At 43.9% G+C, this 19,967-nt stretch carries 17 protein-coding genes and 1 riboswitch; of the genes, 7 read left to right on the top strand and 10 right to left on the bottom strand.

Annotated features, from left to right (window positions below; all coding sequences use genetic code 11):
• Nucleotides 1–17: 17 nt before the first annotated feature.
• The 5 genes from fkpB to murJ all read right to left on the bottom strand — a co-directional run bounded on the left by fkpB (nucleotide 18) and on the right by murJ (nucleotide 6,608).
• Nucleotides 18–449: an FKBP-type peptidyl-prolyl cis-trans isomerase gene (gene fkpB / locus L3V23_RS12780; protein WP_042484279.1), complete on the bottom strand. Its 432-nt coding sequence runs from the start codon at nucleotides 447–449 to the stop codon at nucleotides 18–20.
• Between the two features lie 143 nt (nucleotides 450–592).
• The gene (gene lspA, locus L3V23_RS12785; RefSeq protein ID WP_102954157.1) at nucleotides 593–1,099 is read right to left on the bottom strand and encodes a signal peptidase II; all 507 of its coding nucleotides are present in this window, start codon (nucleotides 1,097–1,099) and stop codon (nucleotides 593–595) included.
• Between the two features lie 14 nt (nucleotides 1,100–1,113).
• Nucleotides 1,114–3,975 (bottom strand): isoleucine--tRNA ligase, encoded by a 2,862-nt coding sequence (ileS, locus tag L3V23_RS12790; RefSeq protein ID WP_237292409.1) that lies wholly within the window; start codon nucleotides 3,973–3,975, stop codon nucleotides 1,114–1,116.
• Nucleotides 3,976–4,038: 63 nt separating this feature from the next.
• On the bottom strand, nucleotides 4,039–4,974 hold the full coding sequence (ribF, locus tag L3V23_RS12795; protein WP_102963282.1) for a bifunctional riboflavin kinase/FAD synthetase: 936 nt from the start codon (nucleotides 4,972–4,974) through the stop codon (nucleotides 4,039–4,041).
• A 71-nt stretch (nucleotides 4,975–5,045) separates the two neighbouring features.
• A complete protein-coding gene (gene murJ, locus L3V23_RS12800) occupies nucleotides 5,046–6,608 on the bottom strand; it encodes a murein biosynthesis integral membrane protein MurJ (RefSeq protein WP_237292410.1) in 1,563 nt (520 codons plus the stop codon).
• Nucleotides 6,609–6,867: 259 nt separating this feature from the next.
• Here murJ and rpsT point away from each other — a divergent pair, with 259 nt between their 5' ends.
• Nucleotides 6,868–7,128, top strand: coding sequence for a 30S ribosomal protein S20 (gene rpsT, locus L3V23_RS12805; RefSeq protein WP_042484294.1), 261 nt, complete (start codon nucleotides 6,868–6,870; stop codon nucleotides 7,126–7,128).
• An 83-nt stretch (nucleotides 7,129–7,211) separates the two neighbouring features.
• Here the strand turns inward: rpsT and L3V23_RS12810 are convergent, their stop codons facing one another.
• Both L3V23_RS12810 and nhaR read right to left on the bottom strand, forming a co-directional pair.
• Entirely contained in the window at nucleotides 7,212–7,505 is a 294-nt protein-coding gene (locus tag L3V23_RS12810) for a metalloregulator ArsR/SmtB family transcription factor (protein WP_042484297.1), read from the bottom strand.
• A 374-nt stretch (nucleotides 7,506–7,879) separates the two neighbouring features.
• The gene (gene nhaR / locus L3V23_RS12815; RefSeq protein ID WP_102941056.1) at nucleotides 7,880–8,770 is read right to left on the bottom strand and encodes a transcriptional activator NhaR; all 891 of its coding nucleotides are present in this window, start codon (nucleotides 8,768–8,770) and stop codon (nucleotides 7,880–7,882) included.
• Between the two features lie 397 nt (nucleotides 8,771–9,167).
• Between nhaR and L3V23_RS12820 the strand changes: the two genes are divergently transcribed.
• Both L3V23_RS12820 and L3V23_RS12825 read left to right on the top strand, forming a co-directional pair.
• A complete protein-coding gene (locus L3V23_RS12820; protein WP_042484304.1) occupies nucleotides 9,168–10,313 on the top strand; it encodes a Na/Pi symporter in 1,146 nt (381 codons plus the stop codon).
• Between the two features lie 180 nt (nucleotides 10,314–10,493).
• Nucleotides 10,494–10,593, top strand: a riboswitch (purine riboswitch).
• A gap of 113 nt (nucleotides 10,594–10,706) precedes the next feature.
• The gene (locus L3V23_RS12825) at nucleotides 10,707–11,714 is read left to right on the top strand and encodes an adenosine deaminase (RefSeq protein WP_237292411.1); all 1,008 of its coding nucleotides are present in this window, start codon (nucleotides 10,707–10,709) and stop codon (nucleotides 11,712–11,714) included.
• A 61-nt stretch (nucleotides 11,715–11,775) separates the two neighbouring features.
• Here L3V23_RS12825 and L3V23_RS12830 read toward each other — a convergent pair whose 3' ends face one another.
• The gene (locus tag L3V23_RS12830; protein ID WP_102954151.1) at nucleotides 11,776–12,870 is read right to left on the bottom strand and encodes a GNAT family N-acetyltransferase/peptidase C39 family protein; all 1,095 of its coding nucleotides are present in this window, start codon (nucleotides 12,868–12,870) and stop codon (nucleotides 11,776–11,778) included.
• Between the two features lie 209 nt (nucleotides 12,871–13,079).
• Between L3V23_RS12830 and L3V23_RS12835 the strand changes: the two genes are divergently transcribed.
• The 4 genes from L3V23_RS12835 (at nucleotide 13,080) to L3V23_RS12850 (ending at nucleotide 17,479) form a co-directional block, all read left to right on the top strand.
• Nucleotides 13,080–14,531, top strand: a complete 1,452-nt coding sequence (locus L3V23_RS12835; RefSeq protein WP_237292412.1) for a RimK family protein — start codon at nucleotides 13,080–13,082, stop codon at nucleotides 14,529–14,531.
• A gap of 147 nt (nucleotides 14,532–14,678) precedes the next feature.
• Nucleotides 14,679–15,617 carry a zinc transporter ZntB gene (locus tag L3V23_RS12840; protein ID WP_102966247.1) on the top strand — a complete coding sequence of 313 codons (939 nt, stop codon included), beginning with the start codon at nucleotides 14,679–14,681 and terminating at the stop codon, nucleotides 15,615–15,617.
• 108 nt (nucleotides 15,618–15,725) lie between these two features.
• Nucleotides 15,726–16,277, top strand: coding sequence for a gamma-glutamylcyclotransferase family protein (locus L3V23_RS12845; protein ID WP_102966246.1), 552 nt, complete (start codon nucleotides 15,726–15,728; stop codon nucleotides 16,275–16,277).
• 182 nt (nucleotides 16,278–16,459) lie between these two features.
• Entirely contained in the window at nucleotides 16,460–17,479 is a 1,020-nt protein-coding gene (locus L3V23_RS12850; RefSeq protein WP_042484318.1) for a substrate-binding domain-containing protein, read from the top strand.
• 242 nt (nucleotides 17,480–17,721) lie between these two features.
• Here the strand turns inward: L3V23_RS12850 and galM are convergent, their stop codons facing one another.
• Both galM and galK read right to left on the bottom strand, forming a co-directional pair.
• The gene (galM, locus tag L3V23_RS12855) at nucleotides 17,722–18,792 is read right to left on the bottom strand and encodes a galactose-1-epimerase (protein WP_102966245.1); all 1,071 of its coding nucleotides are present in this window, start codon (nucleotides 18,790–18,792) and stop codon (nucleotides 17,722–17,724) included.
• A gap of 12 nt (nucleotides 18,793–18,804) precedes the next feature.
• The gene (gene galK, locus L3V23_RS12860) at nucleotides 18,805–19,959 is read right to left on the bottom strand and encodes a galactokinase (protein WP_102966244.1); all 1,155 of its coding nucleotides are present in this window, start codon (nucleotides 19,957–19,959) and stop codon (nucleotides 18,805–18,807) included.
• Between the last annotated feature and the right edge of the window lie 8 nt (nucleotides 19,960–19,967).

The following is a 19,967-nucleotide window of genomic DNA, read 5'->3' on the forward strand; positions in this document are numbered from 1 at the left end:
TATTAATAAGTAATCAGTTATTCAACAGACAAGATTTCGACATCAAAGATAACATCTTGTCCGGCTAGCGGGTGGTTAAAATCCACCGTCACGGAATCACCGACAATCTCGGTGATGATCCCCGGAATTTCCATACCGTCAGGGCCACTAAACGCCATAATGGTACCCACTTCCACCTCTGTTTCACCGATAAATTTCGCTCGGTCCATATGGTGGATGTTGTCTGGGTTTGGCTGTCCAAAAGCATCTTCCGCAATCAATTCGATCGCTTGGCTTTGTCCCGCAGTCATTCCGATAAGGCATTTTTCAAAGTTTTCACTCAGGCTGCCATCGCCAATCACAAACTTAGCTGGCTTGCCTAAATTATGTGTACTGTCGGCCACAGAGCCATCTTTTAATTTGATAGTAAAATGCAGAGTTACAGCTGAGTTCTGATTAATTGTTGTCACGTTGGGCTTCCTTTAGATTGTTCGAGATCTTTTTCGTCTCGTTTATTTCTTTTCTTAGAATTTAAAATATTGGCTGTTCTTCTAACAAAAAGCGCTCTCCGAATCAACGGACAGCGCTTAGGGTTATTAGGCTTTGATAGAGCTTACGCCGCTTTTTTACTGCTACGGAAACTATCTAAGATAATCATCGCAGCACCAATACAAATTGCGCTATCGGCTAAATTGAAGGCCGGCCAGTGGTAATTACCCCAGTAAAAATCAAGATAATCAACAACAAATCCGTGAACAACGCGGTCAAACACGTTACCCACAGCGCCACCAATAATCAGCGCATAAGCGATGTTATTCCATTTATCGCTAGCAGGTAGACGTCTCATCCAAAATGCGAGTAGACCTGTTACAACAAATGCAATTGCAGTAAAAAACCAACGTTGCCAGCCTGCTTGATCGCTCAAAAAGCTAAAAGCCGCGCCATAGTTATGAACATATAGCAGGTTGAAGAAGGGAAGAATCTCAATACGATTTTCCCAACCATAGCCCATGCCATTCATTACAACTAATTTAATGCCAATGTCTGCCACAAACACCAAGAGGGCCAGCCATAGCCAGCGCACTCCTGATTGTTTTAGCGTTAATGCTTGCTGTGTCATGTAAACGCCTTTGGTTATGCGAATTTACGAACTTCGCCTTCGCCGTCAACGTTCGACACACAGCGACCACAGATTTTCTCGTGACCAGCAATAGTGCCAACGTCTGCAGTATGGTGCCAACAACGGTCACACTTCTCTGCTTCAGTTTTGCTTACTTGAACGAACAAGCCTTCGATCTCAGTTTCATGTGCAGCTTCTGTCTTCTCAGATACTGGTTTAACCGCCGCTTTAGAAGTCAGTAGTACGAAGCGAAGTTCATCTTCAAGCTTGTTGAGTTTCGCTGCTAGTGCGTCATCAGCAAACAGAGTCACTTCAGCTTGCAGTGAACCACCAATAGTTTTCTCGTTACGTGCATTTTCAAGCAGTTTGTTCACCGCACCACGGATTTCTTGAATTTCAGTCCAGAACTCGTTGTTAAGCTCTTCGCCTTCAGCAAGACCGAACAGACCTTGGTACCATTCGCCAGTGAATACAAACTTGCTGCGCTCTTCACCGTTTTCTTGCTTAGCTGGCATTTCGTTCCAGATTTCATCCGCTGTGAACGACATGATTGGCGCCATCCAACGAACCAAAGCTTCTACGATGTAGTAAAGCGCTGTTTGACAGCTACGTTGAGCGTGGCCGCCTTTTTTCGCTGTGTACTGACGGTCTTTAATCACGTCTAGGTAGAAAGAACCCATTTCTACAGAACAGAAATGCATTAGGCGTTGAACAACCGCGTGAGTGTTGTACTCATCGTATGCTTTCACAATTTCTTGTTGTGCAGCAAAGGCACGCGCCACAGCCCAACGATCCAGAGCAACCATATCTTCCGCTGCAACCATGTCCGTTGCTGGATTGAAACCGTTTAAGTTAGCTAGGAAGAAACGAGCCGTGTTACGGATACGACGGTATGAGTCTGCACTACGTTTCAGGATTTCATCAGAAACCGCAACTTCACCAGTGTAGTCAGTTGAAGCAACCCATAGACGAAGAATGTCTGCGCCAAGTTTATTGGTCACATCTTTAGGAGCAACCACGTTACCGATAGATTTAGACATCTTACGGCCTTGACCATCAACCACGAAACCGTGAGTTAATACTTCTTTGTATGGTGCTTTACCTTTCATGGCGATAGATGAAATTAGAGAAGACTGGAACCAGCCACGGTGTTGGTCAGAACCTTCTAGGTACATGTCCGCTTCCGCGCCGTTGAACTCTTCACGGTTATCAACCACTGCGTAGTGAGTAACACCAGAGTCGAACCATACGTCTAGCGTGTCTAATACTTTTTCGTATTTCTCAGCGTCCGCACCAAGCAGTTCAGCAGGTTCAACGTCCCACCATGCTTGAATGCCTTTCTCTTCAACAAGTTTCGCAACTTTTTCAATCAGTTCAGCGCTGTTTGGATGAAGTTCAGACGTTTCTTTATGAACGAACAGAGCAATTGGCACACCCCAAGTACGTTGACGAGATACACACCATTCAGGACGGCCTTCGATCATGCCTTCAATACGGCTTTGACCCCATTCAGGCATCCATTGAACGCTCTTGATTGATTTCAGAGCTTGTGCACGAAGACCCGCTTGATCCATTGAAACGAACCATTGTGGTGTTGCACGGAAGATGATCGGTGTTTTATGACGCCAGCAGTGTGGGTAGCTGTGCTCATAAGCGTGGTGATGCAATAAAGCGCCTTTCTCTTTTAGCAACTCAACAACAGCATCGTTTGCTTTAAATACGTGTTGGCCAGCAAAGAACTCAGTGTCTGGAAGGTAAACACCGTTTGAACCTACTGGGTTCGCTACTTCTAGACCGTATTTCTGACCAACGGCAAAGTCTTCTTGACCGTGTCCAGGTGCTGTGTGAACCACACCAGTACCTGAATCCGTTGTTACGTGATCACCAAGGATCGCAGGAACAGTGAAGTCATAGAATGGGTGTTGGAACTGAGCCAGCTCAAGGTCACTACCTTTCGCAAAACCTAGATTATGGAAATGCTCGATACCCGCACGATCCATCACTTCTTTTGCTAGCTCAGAAGCAACGATAATACGTTCTGGCTGCTGATCTTTTTCAGAATCGCCTTCTATTTGAATAAGAACGTACTCTAGATCGTCACGTAGACACACAGCACGGTTCGCTGGAAGCGTCCATGGTGTTGTTGTCCAGATTACGATTGAAACATCACCTTCGCCAGCATGATCAGATTTCAGATCAAACTTAGACAGAAGTGTCGCTTCATCAGCCGCTTTGAAACGTACATCAATAGAAGGAGAAACTTTGTTTTTGTACTCTACTTCTGCTTCTGCTAGTGCTGAACCACAATCTGTACACCAGTGAACAGGTTTGAAACCTTTTAGTAAGTGGCCGTTGTCAGCAATTTTGCCTAGCGCACGGATGATGTTTGCTTCAGTTGCAAAATCCATAGTGCGGTACGGTTTGTCCCACTCACCAAGAATACCAAGACGTTTGAAGCCTTCTTTTTGGCCTTCAACTTGACCCGCAGCGTATTCGCGACATTTTTCGCGGAACTCAGCAGCAGTCACTTTTTGGCCTGGTTTGCCCACTTTCTTTTCGACCATCAACTCGATTGGTAGGCCGTGACAGTCCCAACCCGGAATATATGGAGAGTCAAAACCAGAAAGCGTTTTAGATTTAATAATAATGTCTTTAAGAATCTTATTAAGTGCGTGACCAATGTGAATATCACCGTTGGCATATGGAGGGCCATCATGCAGGATGAAAGATTTTTTGCCTTTTTTAGCTTTACGGATTTCACCGTATAGATCTTCTTGGTACCAACGCTCTAACATTGCTGGCTCACGTTTGGCCAGATCACCGCGCATTGGGAACCCTGTCTCAGGTAAGTTCAGGGTATTTTTATAGTCACTCATCGATTCTTAATTCCGTTGTATTGGGCGAAGTTAGACATTATTTTAACCAGTGGAATCAACTGGCTAATTCTTAAACTGAAGCAACCACACCCTAGCCGCTTCAGCATCCAATTCTATTTGTTGTTTAAGCGCATCAAACGACTCAAACTTCTTTTCATCTCTTAGCTTATGCAAAAGTGCTACTTCTAACTGCTTTCCATACAAATTGCCTTGGAAGTCAAATAAGTGCACTTCTAGCTGCTGACGAACACCATTTACTGTTGGTCGTTGGCCAATATTCGCCACACCACCAATAGGTTGTTCCCCCAGCCCATAAGCTTCGACAACATACACACCAGACACAGGTGAAACACAGCGTTTTAGTGGAATATTTGCCGTAGGAAATCCGATAGTACGACCAAGTTTTCGACCATGGGAAACTCGACCGCTAATACTATAGTTTCTTCCCAGCATTTCTGACGTTCCCGTCAGATCGTTTTCGGCCAGCGATTCTCGAATCGCCGTACTACTCACACGAAGCTCTTCTAAGCAGAAACTTTCCGTGCTAACGACTTCAAATCCGTACTTTTGCCCAGCCTCTTTGAGCATAGCAAAATTACCTTTGCGCCCACGGCCGAAACAAAAATCGTCGCCAACAACCAGAAACTTAACACCCAAACGTTTTACCAACAAGTCACGGATAAAACTGTCCGCATCTAGACTGGCAAAATGATGGTTAAAATTCACACACAACAGTCGATCAATATCCAGTTTACTCAGTTGAACAAACTTATCTCTCAAACGAGTTAACCGAGCTGGTGCTTTATCTTTTAAGAAAAGCTCCATAGGCTGCGGTTCAAATGTCATTACGACTGAAGGTAAATTCAGCTTTTTGGCTTGTTCAGAGACTTTCTGCAGAACTTGCTGATGTCCTAAGTGAACACCGTCAAAATTACCAATCGTCAACACACAACCATTATGCTGTGCTTTGATATTATGAATACCGCGTATTAATTCCATTGGAATACGTTTAAAACCTATAGTTCTCAGTTATATTGGTGCGAAACTGGCGGATTATACCCTAATTAACATTATTCTGTCGCCGCTTTTAAATCCTTTAGGCGCAAGCCTAGAATCAATGCGGTGAGCAAATAAACAATTGCACCTAAAGCAATCAGCGCAGCCAGCATTAATGCACGGCTGTGGAAGCTCCACTCAAGCCAAACCGACATATCTTCTAACTGCCATAAAATCGCAGCCACCATAGCGCCGCCAGCAACAATCAGTCGAGCAATAAACAGCACTGTTTTACGTGAAAGCTTGTAAACACCTTGCTGATGCAAACCGTTATAAAGCAAAGCCATATTAATGAAGGCAGATAGTGCCGTTGCCGCTGCCAAACCTACGAAGCCATAGAACCAAGCAAAGATGGCGTTAAAAACCATGTTACTCACCATAGCGATAATACCGTAGCGAACAGGCGTTCTCGTGTCTTGGCGCGAGTAATACCCCGGAGCAAGAACCTTGATCAGCATAAAGTTCAGCAGACCAGCAGCATAAGCCAGCAGGGACATCGAAGCTTGTTCAACGTCATTGGCCGAGAACTCGCCGCGCATGAAGAGTACCATCAGCATTGGTTTCGCCAACACCATCAACCCCAACATGGCAGGTACACCTAGCAAAGTGACCATGCGCACGCCCCAATCCATGGTATGAGAAAACCCTTCACTATGGGCATCAACATGCTTGCGCGATAACGCAGGCAGAATAACAGTTGCAATCGCAATACCGAACAAACCTAGCGGGAATTCCAGTAAGCGATCAGAGTAATAAAGCCAACTGATAGAACCCGTTTGCAGGAAACTGGCAACAAACGAATCAAATAGAAGGTTAATTTGGCTCACTGACACACCAAACAAAGCCGGAATCATCAAAGTGCGAATTTTGACCACTCCAGGATCTTTCCATCCCCATTTTGGCTTAACTAAGGCTCCAGCTTTGATCAAAAATGGCAGTTGGAATAAAAACTGAACTAAACCGCCTAAAAACACACCTATTGCTAAACCAATTTCTGGCTGATCCAAGTTTGGCGAAATATACCAAGCGGATAAGATCATCATGACGTTTAGGAACACGGGCGTAAACGAAGAAACCGCGAACTTACCAAGGGTGTTTAATATGGCGCCCGACAAAGCAACAAAAGTAATGAACCATAAATAAGGAAAGGTGATTTTAAGAAGCAGGCTCGCCAGTTCGAATTTTGGCGCTGCGGGTCCATCATTTAACCAGTCCAGAAACCAACCTGCACCAAACAATGCTGTAACAACACCAGAGAACACAATACCCAGCACAGTTACAATAGAGACTAATACCCCTAATGTACCCGACGCTTTGGCTATCAGGTCTCGAGTTTTGTTCATATCACCAGAGGCATGATACTCAGTTAACACAGGAACAAAGGCTTGAGAGAACGCCCCCTCTGCAAATAGACGACGTAAAAAGTTAGGAATACGGTTGGCGAAGAAGAATACGTCTGCGCTGGCACCAGCTCCCATAAGATTTGCAACAACGATATCACGCACTAATCCCAGCACGCGGGAGATAAGCGTCATGGCACTGACAATCATGCCAGACTTGAGTAAGCGTTTGCTCACGATAACCTCGAAAAACAAGCTAAAACAACATAGTCGCCCACTGAATGCAAAGAATGTCATTCAGAGAGCAGATAAGTATTAGCATTGAAAAAAAAATACTGTTAGAATCCACGCCATCTTAACCGCGAAGGCCTTCTTATACCAAACTTGTTTGGTTCAGGTGGGTTTTTGCACAAATCATTTGACATTTTAGAGCAAATAGGGGATATTCCTCGCCCTTAAAATGTTACCTAACGAAAAGTTTTTGGGAGTTAGACCCTTGGCAAATAGTAAATCTGCTAAGAAGCGCGCTATCCAAGCTGAGAAACGTCGCCAGCACAATGCTAGCCGTCGTTCTATGATGCGCACTTACATGAAGAAAACTGTTGCTGCTATCCAAGCAGGCGACAAAGAAACTGCAACTGCTGCTTTTGCTGTAGTTACACCAATCCTAGACCGCATGGCGACTAAAGGCCTTATTCACAAGAATAAAGCAGCTCGTCATAAGTCTCGCTTCGCTGCAGCTATCAAAGCACTATAATTCTGGCTTGAATTATCAGCGATGAAAAAAACCGGCTTTTGCCGGTTTTTTTATTTTCTGATTTAACTCATTTTCTAAATCAGTTACTCACAGTACAGATTGTGAAGCAACTCAATCATCTTTTTCACTTCATCACTACTTAGAGTATAAAATACTGTTTGTGCAGATTTACGCGTGTTGACCAATCCATCTCGTCTCAACCATGCTAAATGCTGCGAAAGTGCGGACTGGCTTAATTCTAGTTTTCCGCATAACTCACCTACCGACAACTCTTGGTTGTGCAGCAAGCAAAGAATTTGTAAACGCCTTTCATTCGCCATCGCTTTGAGTAGAACAACCGCCTGAGCGGAATTCTTTTCCATTTCTTGTAGATTCATGAATAAGTCCCCTAGGAACAACTTCTAAAACGCTCTTAAGTCGGCATAATAAACTAATTCAAAATACCCTTTCTATTGAAGCAATAGCTTTGCTGACGACGTTTACTTACCCAATAACATAATAGCTATGCTCATGGGTTCATTATCTTGTCGCCTGCCTTTACTTCAATTAGCTTGGCTATCGTTATGCGGCATATTAGCGGGGTAAAGTGTTTTGGTAATATCAGTTAATTTTATTTCTGCGACGCATCTGAATTCTTATTGATTCATAACTTGCGCCTTTATTGCTGCTCGAATTAATTAGCCCTGTGTAATAATTGTTCTTTTTATCAAATTGTGTGAAGTTAATCCAACTGTAAATAATGACAAAAGTCTCATTCAAACAATTTAGTAAAATCTGCGTCACAAATATTTTTTACGGCTGGGTGCTGAATCATTCGTTCAGCAAAGATAACGTAATACTCTTCCTTCACTTCTTCGACAGGCGCAATCAGTTGCAGCGAAGAATCATCCGCCACTTCGGTAACATAAAGCAGCGGTGCTAAGAAAATGGCTTCTGGGTGATATCGGGCAAATGCCTTCATTAGCGCGGAATCATCAAACTCACCAAGAATATTAGGTTGAATACCTTGGTGATCGAACCATTGACGGACTTTTCTCCCCATAGATGTTCGACTTCCCGGCATCAGCAACTTACGTTCTTCTAAAACCGCAGGGAATGATACTTTGCCAAGATGATTGCGAGCAAAAAATCCCATATGACTTTCCCCCAGCTTTTTACTAAACAAACCTGGGCTTTGACTTGAATCAACAGGACAATCAGAAAGAATCATATCCAGCTTATGTTGGGACAACTGCTCAAGCAGAAGCTCGTGGGTAGATTCAAAACAACGTAAATGGATGCTGTTGTCTTCTGGAATGGTGGTCATCAGAATCTTACTCACTAACCTTTTAGACAGCGCATCCGCAACGCCAACATCAAAAAGAACATTGGAACGCTGACTGTAGTTAACGATATCCAGCATCTCATAACTTAAACCAAACATTCGGTCTGCATACTTAAACACCAACTGCCCAAGCTCAGTGGGTTCAATACTTCTGCCATTGCGTTTGGTCAGTTTACCGTCCATACGCTCTTCAAAAGCTTTGATTTGACCTGTTACCGTTTGAGGAGTGAGGAACAAAGCATCTGCCGCTTTAGTAACAGAACCTTGCTTGCATACCATCCAAAAGTAATAAAGGTGGTTATAGTTTAAATGAGACATAGTTGCCGAGACTCAGTAGCCAAATAATCGCTAAGGTTAAACCAAACACCCAGCATCAATCAATTAACTCGAAAAAACCGAACAAAATAAAGATTAACTACATTTTTTTCTACATCAGTTATTTTCTTTGTGACTCTTGCGTCATGTTTAGCTAATAGATAAACAAAAAAATGGCATTTTACCTAGTGCTAATCAAATCCAAAACACATAAAAATACTCTTATTATTCATATAGATAAAAACACATCAAAAAGCTCACATGCTCCAAATTGAATCTAATTAACAAAAATATCTATTTATTACAGAACTGTCATATTACTGAAATATTCGGGTTCTACTATCGCCGACAGATTCAACAACAGACCAAATGTAGTTAATTAAGGTCAATGGAGAAAACAATGATAAACCAAGCAGCTTCAACAGCGGCTCCGATTTCGTCAACAACTCGTACGCTTCGCTGGACAAACTTGGCTTTCATGATTTATTTGCTATTACTTGCCGTAACAATGGTAGGCGATGGCTTTAAATGGGCGGCAGCTGAACAAGCAAAAGTGCTTTTTGAGTTTGCTTCACACCCAGTTGCAGGATTAATGATTGGCTTAGTGGCGACAGCCCTGATCCAATCTTCAAGTACAGTCACATCAATCATCGTAGGTCTGGTTGCCGGTGGTTTACCTATCGAAACTGCAATTCCTATGGTAATGGGCGCGAACATTGGTACAACAGTAACCAACACTATCGTTAGCCTTGGTCACATTCGTTGTAAAGAAGAGTTCAAACGCGCATTCGCAAGTGCAACTATTCACGACTTTTTCAACTTGCTTGCCGTTGTCATATTCCTTCCTTTAGAGATCATGTTCGGTCTACTAGAGAAAATTTCTCACTGGTTAGTATCACCATTCCTTGCTGGCGGTGATATGAGCATGAAAGGTCTGAACTTCATCAAACCAATCACTAGCCCTGTTGTAGGCGCACTAAAACATCAACTAGCGGTTCTTGGTGATATGTTTGGCGGTATTGCATTAGTGGTTCTTGGTATTGCGACGATCTTTGTTGCGATTACCGTGATTGGCAAGCTGATGAAGAGCCTAATGGTTGGCCGTGCTCGTGAAATTCTGCAACACGCTATTGGTCGCGGTCCGCTACACGGTATTGCCTCTGGTACTGTTGTGACAGTATTGGTTCAGTCTTCTTCAACAACAACTAGCTTGATGGTTCCTCTTGTAGGTTCTGGTGTACTAAAAGTTCGCGAAGTGTACCCATTTACCCTTGGTGCTAACATCGGTACTTGTATTACAGCTCTGCTGGCTGCAACAGCGGTTTCAGGTGAGTTTGCAGTGTTCGCACTACAGATTGCTCTGGTACACCTATCGTTCAACGTACTTGCGACAATCTTGATTTACGGTGTTCCGTTCTTACGCGAAATTCCGTTGAAAGGCGCCGATTACATCTCAGACATGGCGGTTAAAAGTAAGTCTGTGGTTGCAGGATACTTACTCTCAGTATTCATCGTTATCCCAAGCGTAATTCTTGCTCTGTCTTAAATCGAATAACGTCAAAAAGCTCTCCTACAAGGGGAGCTTTTTTATATCTGGATTTTATATCAGAAGTAAAACCAGAATCTTTGCTTATTGTTAAAAGTGGCAATTACAAATAATTGCGTTATCATTTGTTTAAAGTTTCTTATTTTCAAATCTAACAGTAAAACTTACTGATTGTAGATTTGAAAATAGTAAAAGTTGCTTCGTATAACCCCACTGATACGGTGTGGGGGTCTCTACCAGAATCCGTAAAATTCTGATTACGAAGAGTTAAGCGAATAGGTTATCGCTTTCTCTTTGTATGGGCCCCATTTACCTCACATACCTATAAGGTAATAAAGGTAAAACACCACTCAAGATGAAAAGCGATTAATCACATGAGGATTAAGAGCATATATGAAACGATTTATCCAACAACTGCCAAAAGTTGAACTTCATTTACACATTGAAGGTTCTCTTGAGCCAGAGTTGATGTTTGAACTGGCAAAACGCAACAACATTGACATCCCCTTCTCTTCTCCAGAAGAAGTGCATGCTGCTTATCAGTTTTCAAACCTACAGTCTTTTCTCGACATCTACTATCAGGGCGCTAACGTTCTGATTCACGAACAGGATTTCTTCGATCTTACTTGGGCTTATATGCTTCGTTGCAAGCAAGACAACGTTATCCATACTGAGATTTTCTTTGACCCACAAACTCATACCGACCGTGGAATCGCATTTGAAACCGTGATCAATGGAATTAGCCGTGCACTGGATAAAGCACAGCAAGAGTTAGGTATTTCTAGCCAAATCATTATGTGTTTCTTACGTCATTTGAGCGAACCTGCGGCGATGGAAACCTTGCTTCAGGCATTGCCATTTAAAGATAAAATCATTGGTGTTGGCTTGGATTCTTCAGAGCAAGGTCACCCGCCGGAGAAGTTTGAGAATGTGTTCCGTGAAGCGAGAAACTCGGGGTTTATTACTGTCGCTCATGCAGGTGAAGAAGGTCCAGCAATGAATATCCGTAACGCTATCGACCTTTTGGGTGTACAACGTGTCGACCACGGTGTGCGCTGTGTTGAAGATGCAGCATTAGTGGAAGAACTCAAACAAACTCGTATGCCATTGACGGTATGCCCTCTTTCGAACTTGAAACTGAAAGTTTTTCAGCAGATGGAACAGCACAACATTGTGCAACTGCTGCGTCAGGGGCTTTGTGTCACCATCAATTCTGACGACCCTGCGTACTTTGGCGGTTACATGACAGATAACTTCAACGCGGTTGCGGATGCTCACCCTATGTCTTACCAAGAGTTAGCCCAATTCACCTTGAATGCGATTGAAGCGAGTTTCATATCTGATCAGGAAAAAGCGCGTATGACCGAACAAACTAAAGCTTACTTAGCTCAATACGTATAGTTACCAAAACAATCTGCCTCTCTGATTCCAAAAGAATCAAGAGAGGCAAAAGACGAATGAATTAAGACGCTTTAGGGGTAATGACTACGCACGCGGTATGTTTCTGCTTACCAAAACCTAAAATCTGGCACAGCGCCTTTTTGCCCAGTGGTACAAACGCTGACGCAATAGCGTGTTCCTCGCCTTCAGCATGCGGATCATGGAAGAAGAAAAACTTCTCACTCATACCACTTAATACTATCCAGTGAGGTTCCTTCTTACCATCAAAGCGATACGTACTGATAAGCAGCAGTACACATGCACCTTGTCTAACCCACTCTTCCAACTGCTCTTGGCTTGGCGGTGCATCAATGGTCGTCACATCTTGCGTTTCTAATTGCTGACAAAAATCCTGATGAACCAGCTCGATCACCGCTTTCTTATTGGCATCACGTACACTATCAATGAACGGAGTGCTCTTAGACTGGCTCCATAGCTCAACATGGAAACCGCGTCGCGTCGCAGCCAGTGCTAAACCTTGTCCGCTACAACCACCATGCCCAGCAGCCATGAAAATGGTCGTCGCTTCACGCCACAGTTGCATCTCCTGAATTCGTGTCGGTTCAAAGGTTTTATCCAGATAAGAAAAACTCATTAGCAAACAGGCTGCACCGCAAGTAAACGGCGTGGTTTGAACATACAACGGCATAGGTAACTGCACTTTCGGACCGTGCGGTGTAAGACGTTTCTGTAAGCGGCGGCCGTTGCAAAAATCATCGTAATAATGAATCAGGACTTTCAGTGTTTTATAGCCCATTTTTTCATATAAATTTATTGCTGCCGTATTGTCTTCGCGAACTTCTAGCCTTAATGTAGTGGAGCCTTGATCAAGAGCTGCACGCTCACATTGCTCAACCAAATTCTGAGCAATTCTCCGTCCTCTGAAATCAGGTTTAACGGCAATTGAATACAACCTTGATAGCTGTGTACCTTGATGAAATAGTAGCAATGCATATCCAGCCAATTCCTCACCAGAATCTGCCACAAAAATGACAGCTTGGTTGGAGTGTAAAAAACGCTTCATTTGACGAGGAGAAATTTTATCTCCTTCAAATAGCTGTTGTTCTAACGCATTAAGCGCAGAGAGATCAGCACTTTTCGCAAGACGAAAGTCCATACGATGTCCTTATGGTTGGCACGATTGCAACTCAATAATACACCCAAAGCAACTAAGCATGCAGCTAGGTAATGAACAATAAAATTCGAACGATTGTCTACACTTAATCGTATCGAACCGTTGGGAGTGATGAGCAGTAAAGCTGTTTACTGTGATGCGGGAATCTAATTTTAGCGTATATAGACTCTAGCAATAGGAATCAAAATAACATGGCAAACCTTTTAATCGTGACAGACCAAGCAAGCGACTGGCAACAATACTTCCCTTCAGAACAAGTTGTCAGCGTCGCCCAATACCTTGATGCAGACTGGAAAAACAACTTCCGTAGCGTTCAAGTGGTCAATTTGTGTCGTGATTATGATTATATGAGCAACGGCTACTACTGCTCATTGATGGCAGAAGCTCGTGGACACCGCGTTATTCCGCGCGTCATGGCAATTAACGACATTAACCAGCCATTTCTGCTTTCTTCCGGTTTATTGAAACTCAATAAACTGTGCAAAAACACCGATTCTATTCACTGTAAAATCTACTTCGGACGCACGCCAGAGCCGGGGTTGGATAAGCTTGCTCGTCGCCTGTTCGAGCAGTTCATGGTGCCTGTTATTGAACTGAAAATGCACAAGTACCAAGGTCAATGGCAGATTAACCGAATTGCACCATACCCATTCCAAGATTTGGAAGATCAAGAGCAAGACTTCTTCATCGAGTCTCTGGAAATGTTCTCAACAAAAGTATGGCGTAAACCGAAGCAAGAGAAAAAATACCGCTACGACGTGGCAATGCTGGTTGATTCTGAAGAGAAAATGCCTCCTTCAGATGCTTCAGCACTGAAACGCTTTGCTCGTGCAGCAAACCGCCTAGGTATGAACTTAGAAACCATTTCGCCTGACGACCTATCTCGCCTAGGTGAGTTTGATGGCCTGTTCATCCGCGCAACGACCAACATCAGCAACTACACCTATCGTTTTGCCAAAACCGCAGAAAAGATGGGCTTAGTAGTCATGGACGATTCCGAGTCGATCATGAAATGTACCAACAAGGTATTTCTAACCGAGCTATTGCAACGCAACAACGTGCCAGCACCTAAAGGCGTAATTGTGAAAAGCTTTGATGAGGACTGGAAAGAGAAGCTGCTTTCTCAGCTCGAATTACCAATGGTATTGAAGATTCCAGATGGCGCTTTCTCTCGTGGCGTTGTAAAAGTGCGTACTGAAGAAGAGTTGGCAAAAGAAGCTTCCGCTTTGTTTGAAAAGAGCGCGCTGATTTTGGCTCAAGCCTTTATGCCGACTGATTTTGACTGGCGTATTGGTGTGATGAACCGCCAATCAATCTTCGCCTGTAAATATATGATGAGTCGCGGCCACTGGCAGATTTATCAACACCACAATAGCGGCCGAGTTTCGTCTGGTGGCTTTGAAACTCTCGATTTAAAACAAGTACCGAAAAATGTTGTGGATGTCGCCGTTAAAGCGGCCAACCTTATCGGTAGCGGCTTGTATGGTGTTGACCTAAAAGAGATTGACGGCCAAGTCTATGTGATCGAAGTGAACGACAACCCAAGTATTGACCATCACGTAGAAGATGCTTTCTTGGGCGACTTACTTTACGACCGAGTGATGACTGAGTTCCTGCGCCGCATTCAAATGCGTGGCTTCTAATCGCAATCACCCGTAGCCCAAGATCATCTTGGGCTACTTTTTATAAAAAACATAAGCTTTACCAAAGCCATTTTCAGCTCTAGTTTCAAAACAGAGGCTTTCAAAAAAGCATGATTTGTAAAAGACAAACGCTTCAAAAGGATCACTATGGATTTTTTAATCGATCACTGGCAGTTTTCAGGGCAGCAACCAACTCAACCAACGGATAAATCAACCTCGCTCCAAGCTCATGATTGGTATCATTGCCAACGAGATATACCGGGGGTACGTGAATGGCTTCTAGAGAACGCTATCCCCGCATCGATTGTCGACAGCTTGTTAGCTGAAGATACGCGCCCTTTGTTTGAGCAATATGACGAACAGAGTTTTCTGTTGATACTAAGAGGCGTCAATCTCAACGACAATGCCGATCCAGCAGATATGCTCAGTGTTCGCATTCTGTATTATCAAGGTGTGCTGATTTCTACTCGTAAGATTCCATCCAAAACCATCAATGCTATCCGTGAATCTCTAAAGCAAGGTCTAGGACCAAAAACCCTTGCGGATCTTGTGCTGAACATTATTGATGGGCTCAACAAAAACATCGATAACTACCTTAATTCTGTTGAAGACAGAATTGAAGCGTTTGACAGTGAGCTAGAGCTAAGTGAAGACATGATGGACACTCATAAAGCCCTGCTCAAAATCAAACGCTTCATCAAGCCTCAGCAGTACGCGATTGATGACTATTTGTCTTCAGATGTACCGTTAGCTAACTTCAAGAATATGCGCTTACGCCATAGCGTAAACACCATTACCCGCATCAACGAAACGCTCGATTTCTTCCTCAGTGAGTTAGAAATCATTAAAGGTGAATTGCGCCAATACCACGCAGAAAAGATGAACCAGAACACTTATCTGTTCTCTGTGATTGCAGCTATCTTCTTACCGACCAGCTTTTTAACAGGTCTATTAGGTGTTAACGTTGGAGGCATTCCGGGAACCGAATCCCCTATTGCCTTTGCACTATTCTGCTTCGGGTTAGTAGGAATATTCGCTGTAGAGTTTTGGATACTAAAACGCCTGCAGTTTTTCTCGAAAAATTAATACCAGTAACAGGCAATAAATGAATTCTGCCCTAGGAACATAGGACACTATGTAATTAGGGGGAATGAATGCAGTCAACGCAGTTACAGATTCAAATAGGATGAGTACATGTATATTTTTGGCTACGGAAGCCTAATGAATTCACATTCCCGACAGCTCACTGGACAAACCGGAAGCGCCATTCCAGTTATTGCGCACGGACTAGTTCGCTCTTGGGGGAAAATTGATGACACTTACGCTATCTCTCCGCTAGTCGTAAACACTGGCGAAGGTCAGGTTAACGGTGTGCTGTTGGAAATTGATGACGCGGCTCTGGTTGAGTTTGATCGCCGAGAGAGTGGCTATCAACGTGTTTCTCTTCAGCCAAATCAGATTGAAACCGAGCATGAGTTCGACCCAAGCAAGCCGATTTGGGTGTATGTCACCGAGCAACATCTTCATCCTTGCGAGAAAAGTCCGATTGTTCAAAGCTATGTTGATACCGTGATTTGTGGTTGTTTAGAAGTCTCTGAAGCGTTTGCCAAACACTTCGTTCAGCATACTGTCGGATGGCATCATCCACTGCTCAATGACCGCCATAGCCCTAAATACGTGAGGCTTGCCGGCGTTTGCCAATCTAAACATGCTTTGATCGATAATCTTGTTGCCAGCGTCCGTTAAATCTCTTTTCTCCTTCTATTTTCGGATAGGAGGAGAGTACGTTTACTAAAAACGTTTACACACTCTATTATCCCTTCTCAAATCTAAGCTTAATCTCTCATATCTGTACATTACTTAACGGATTCGTTGCCATATTTTCACTCACATTGTTAAATAACGTTTCTTATGTAGCGAGGTCTCTCATGGCAACCATAAAAGACGTAGCACGTGAAGCGGGCGTTTCAGTGGCAACGGTTTCACGCGTGATCAATAAATCTCCCAAAGCGAGTAAAGCTTCGATCGAATCAGTAACGAAAGCGATGAAAGATCTTGGCTACCGCCCGAATGCTGCTGCTCGCGCTTTAGTAAGCCAAAGTACGAACACCATTGGTGTGTTAGTGAGTGATGTGTCTGATCCTTTCTTTGGTACGTTAGTCAAAGCGGTTGATAATGTTGCTCATCAAGCGGGCAAACACTTACTAATCGGTAATGGTTACCATGAAGCAGAAGAAGAGCGCCAAGCTATCGATCTGCTGATAAACAGTCGCTGTGATGCTTTGGTCATTCACTCAAAAGCGCTTTCTGATGAAGAACTAATTGCCTACGCCCACGAGATTAAAGCATTGGTACTGATCAACCGCCATATTCCAGAGCTCGCGGATCGTTGTATCTCTCTAGATAACTACAAAGGCGCTTACTTAGCGACAGAATTTCTGATCCGCCATGGACATGAAAAGATCGCTTGTATCAGTTCTTCTCATCACATTGAAGATGCTGATCAGCGCATTGAAGGCTATAAAGACGCTCTCGCTGCACACAACATTTCCCTGCCAGCAAGTTATTTGGAACTCGCCTCTCCAGACAGTGAAGGCGGTGAAGAAGCCATGACAAACTTACTGACTAAATCTTTGGATATTACCGGTGTTGTTGCCTATAACGACAATATGGCAGCAGGCGCTCTTTCGGTACTGGAAGAAAATGGGGTGAAAACACCACAAGACGTTTCGGTTATCGGATTCGATGACGGTTTAATTGCACGCTATGTGCGCCCTCGCCTCACAACGATTCGTTACCCTATTCAAATGATGGCAGAGAAGGCGGCAAAACTCGCACTACAACTGGCTAAAGATGAACCGTTGGAACAAGAACCAATGTGTTTCTCTCCAACGTTAGTACGCCGAGATTCTGTAGACAAAGCACCGTCTAAAAGCTCGTCTCAATAAGCAAAAAAAGCCCCCACTTCTTCAGAAGTGAGGGCAAAATCGCTTTCCCCCAAGAACTGTAAACCTTATCCCCCCAGCCCTTGGGTTCACTATGCACCCTACGGGTTATACCCTTCCTACTTGAAGCTGCAGAGGCGTTGGCTACGTTCGTTCACCCCAATCACAATCTATTTATAAACAAAATAGTTATCTATGTTCATGGGGATTCACTCACTTGCCGCCTACCTGCAACTCCAAGTAGTTTAGGTATAGTTCGCTAAAACGTTGAACTTATACACAGTGGTAAAAGCGTATTCTTCGCCCGGAAGAGTAAAACAACTCTCCTGTGGCCAATCAAAATGATTCGGTGAATCCGGTAAATACTGAGTTTCTAAAGCAAGACCTTGATACTGTTTATATGTGGAACCCTTTCGGTTAGGCGTTCCTTCTAAGAAGTTGCCACCATAAAACTGAATCGCTGGTTTATCGGTCAACACCTGCATAGACAGAGAACCGTCAGGCGCTTCAACGGTTGCGACTGGTTGTCCCGTTTTACAGCTGTCATCAAGTAAGAAGCTGTGGTCATAGCCTTTGCAGTTTTTCTGCTGTTCATCTGTTAATAGATCTTGCTTGACCGCCTTCGCTGTACGGAAGTCAAAACTGGTGTTTTCAACACTCGCCAGCTCACCCAAAGGAATGCCTTCAGATGTGGTTGGCAGATAATAGTCAGCATTAACTTGCAGTTTGTGGTCAAGAATATCTGCGCCAGATTCTGCGCCGAGCAAATTGAAATAAGCATGGTTAGTCAGATTCAGCGGTGTCGCTTTATCGGTTGATGCTTTGTAGCTAATCACGATCTGATTCTCGTCAGTAAGCTCATAAGTCACCGATGCGGTCGCATTACCCGGAAATCCTTGATCACCATCAGCAGAGAAAATTGAGAATTCAACTTTCTGTTTGCTTTGATTGACGATATTCCAGCGACGATGACTCCAACCCTCTTTACCACCATGCAAACAATGCGCACCTTGATTCGCTGCTAACGTATAGGTTTCGCCTTGCCAAGAGTATTGAGAGTTTGCAATGCGGTTTGCATAGCGACCAACCGTCACTCCTAAGAAGCTGCCATGCTGCTTGAAGTCTTCCATAGTGCTTAAGCCAAGCAAAACTTCGCGCATTTCGCCTGCGACAGGTATTTGGCAACTTAACCACGTTGCACCAATATCCATAAGCACAACTTGCACACCACTCGCATTCGTCAGCTCTACCAGCATTGCAGGCTTGCCATCGTAAGCGGGTGATTGAGTCATTGTTTCAAATAAAGAATGGGTCATCATTAACGCCCTCTAGTGAATCAAACCAGCGCCAGCTTTTGCCTGACACACATAAAAGGTTGCAGTAAGACCACTTTGTTGTGGGTAAAGGGTTTCAACCGCTTTTTCCACATCATCAACCAATGATGGCGGAACCAGCGCGACAATACAGCCACCAAAACCACCGCCTGTCATACGTACGCCGCCTTGATCGCCAATCACATCTTTCACGATGTCTACTAAGGCATCGATTTCTTTAACTGTGATTTCAAAATCGTCACGCATCGACGCATGCGACTGTTCCATTAGTTCACCCATGCGTTTTAAGTCACCAGCGCTTAAAGCATCCGCCGCTTGCAGGGTACGTTCATTTTCTGTGATTACGTGACGAGCGCGTTTTGCAACAACAGGATCGAGCTGCTCTACTTTGTCGTTAAACATTTCGATAGAAACATCGCGAAGCGCTTTCACACCAAAGATTTGTGCTGCCTCTTCACATTGCTGGCGGCGAGTGTTGTATTCACTGTCGACTAAGCCGCGTTGCTTGTTCGAGTTGATGATGACGACCGCCATATCTTCAGGCATTGAAACCGCTTTGGTTTCTAGACTGCGACAGTCGATAAGAAGCGCAGAATTTGCCTGACCTTCAGCTGAGATAAGCTGATCCATGATGCCGCAGTTACAACCGACAAACTGGTTTTCAGCTTGTTGACCGTTTAAGGCAATTTCAGCTTGGCTAATAGGTAAGCTGTAAAGTTCTTTAAATGTCTGGCCAATAACAACTTCTAATGCAGCAGAAGAACTTAAACCCGCGCCTTGAGGTACATTACCGCTCACTGCGATATCGGCGCCGTTAAAAGAGTAACCGCGCTCCATCAAGTACTTCACCACACCGCGAATGTAGTTAGCCCACATTTTGTTTTCGACAAAGGTAATTGGCTGAGTTAAATCGAACTCATCAATCGCATTGCCATAATCCACAGCAACAACTTTGACCTTCGAATCAGAACGAGGAGAGGCCGCAACCACAGTTTGGTAGTTAATCGCACAAGGCAAAACGAAACCATCGTTGTAATCGGTATGCTCACCAATCAGATTTACACGACCAGGAGCCTGAATAAGATGGCTTGCCTTATAACCCAGTACTGCTTCAAATGCAGCTTCAACACTATTAATTAAGCTCATAATTGTTCCAC

It is taken from the genome of Vibrio sp. A1-b2, from assembly GCF_021726015.1.
In the GTDB taxonomy this organism is placed as follows: Bacteria; Pseudomonadota; Gammaproteobacteria; order Enterobacterales; family Vibrionaceae; genus Vibrio; species Vibrio diazotrophicus.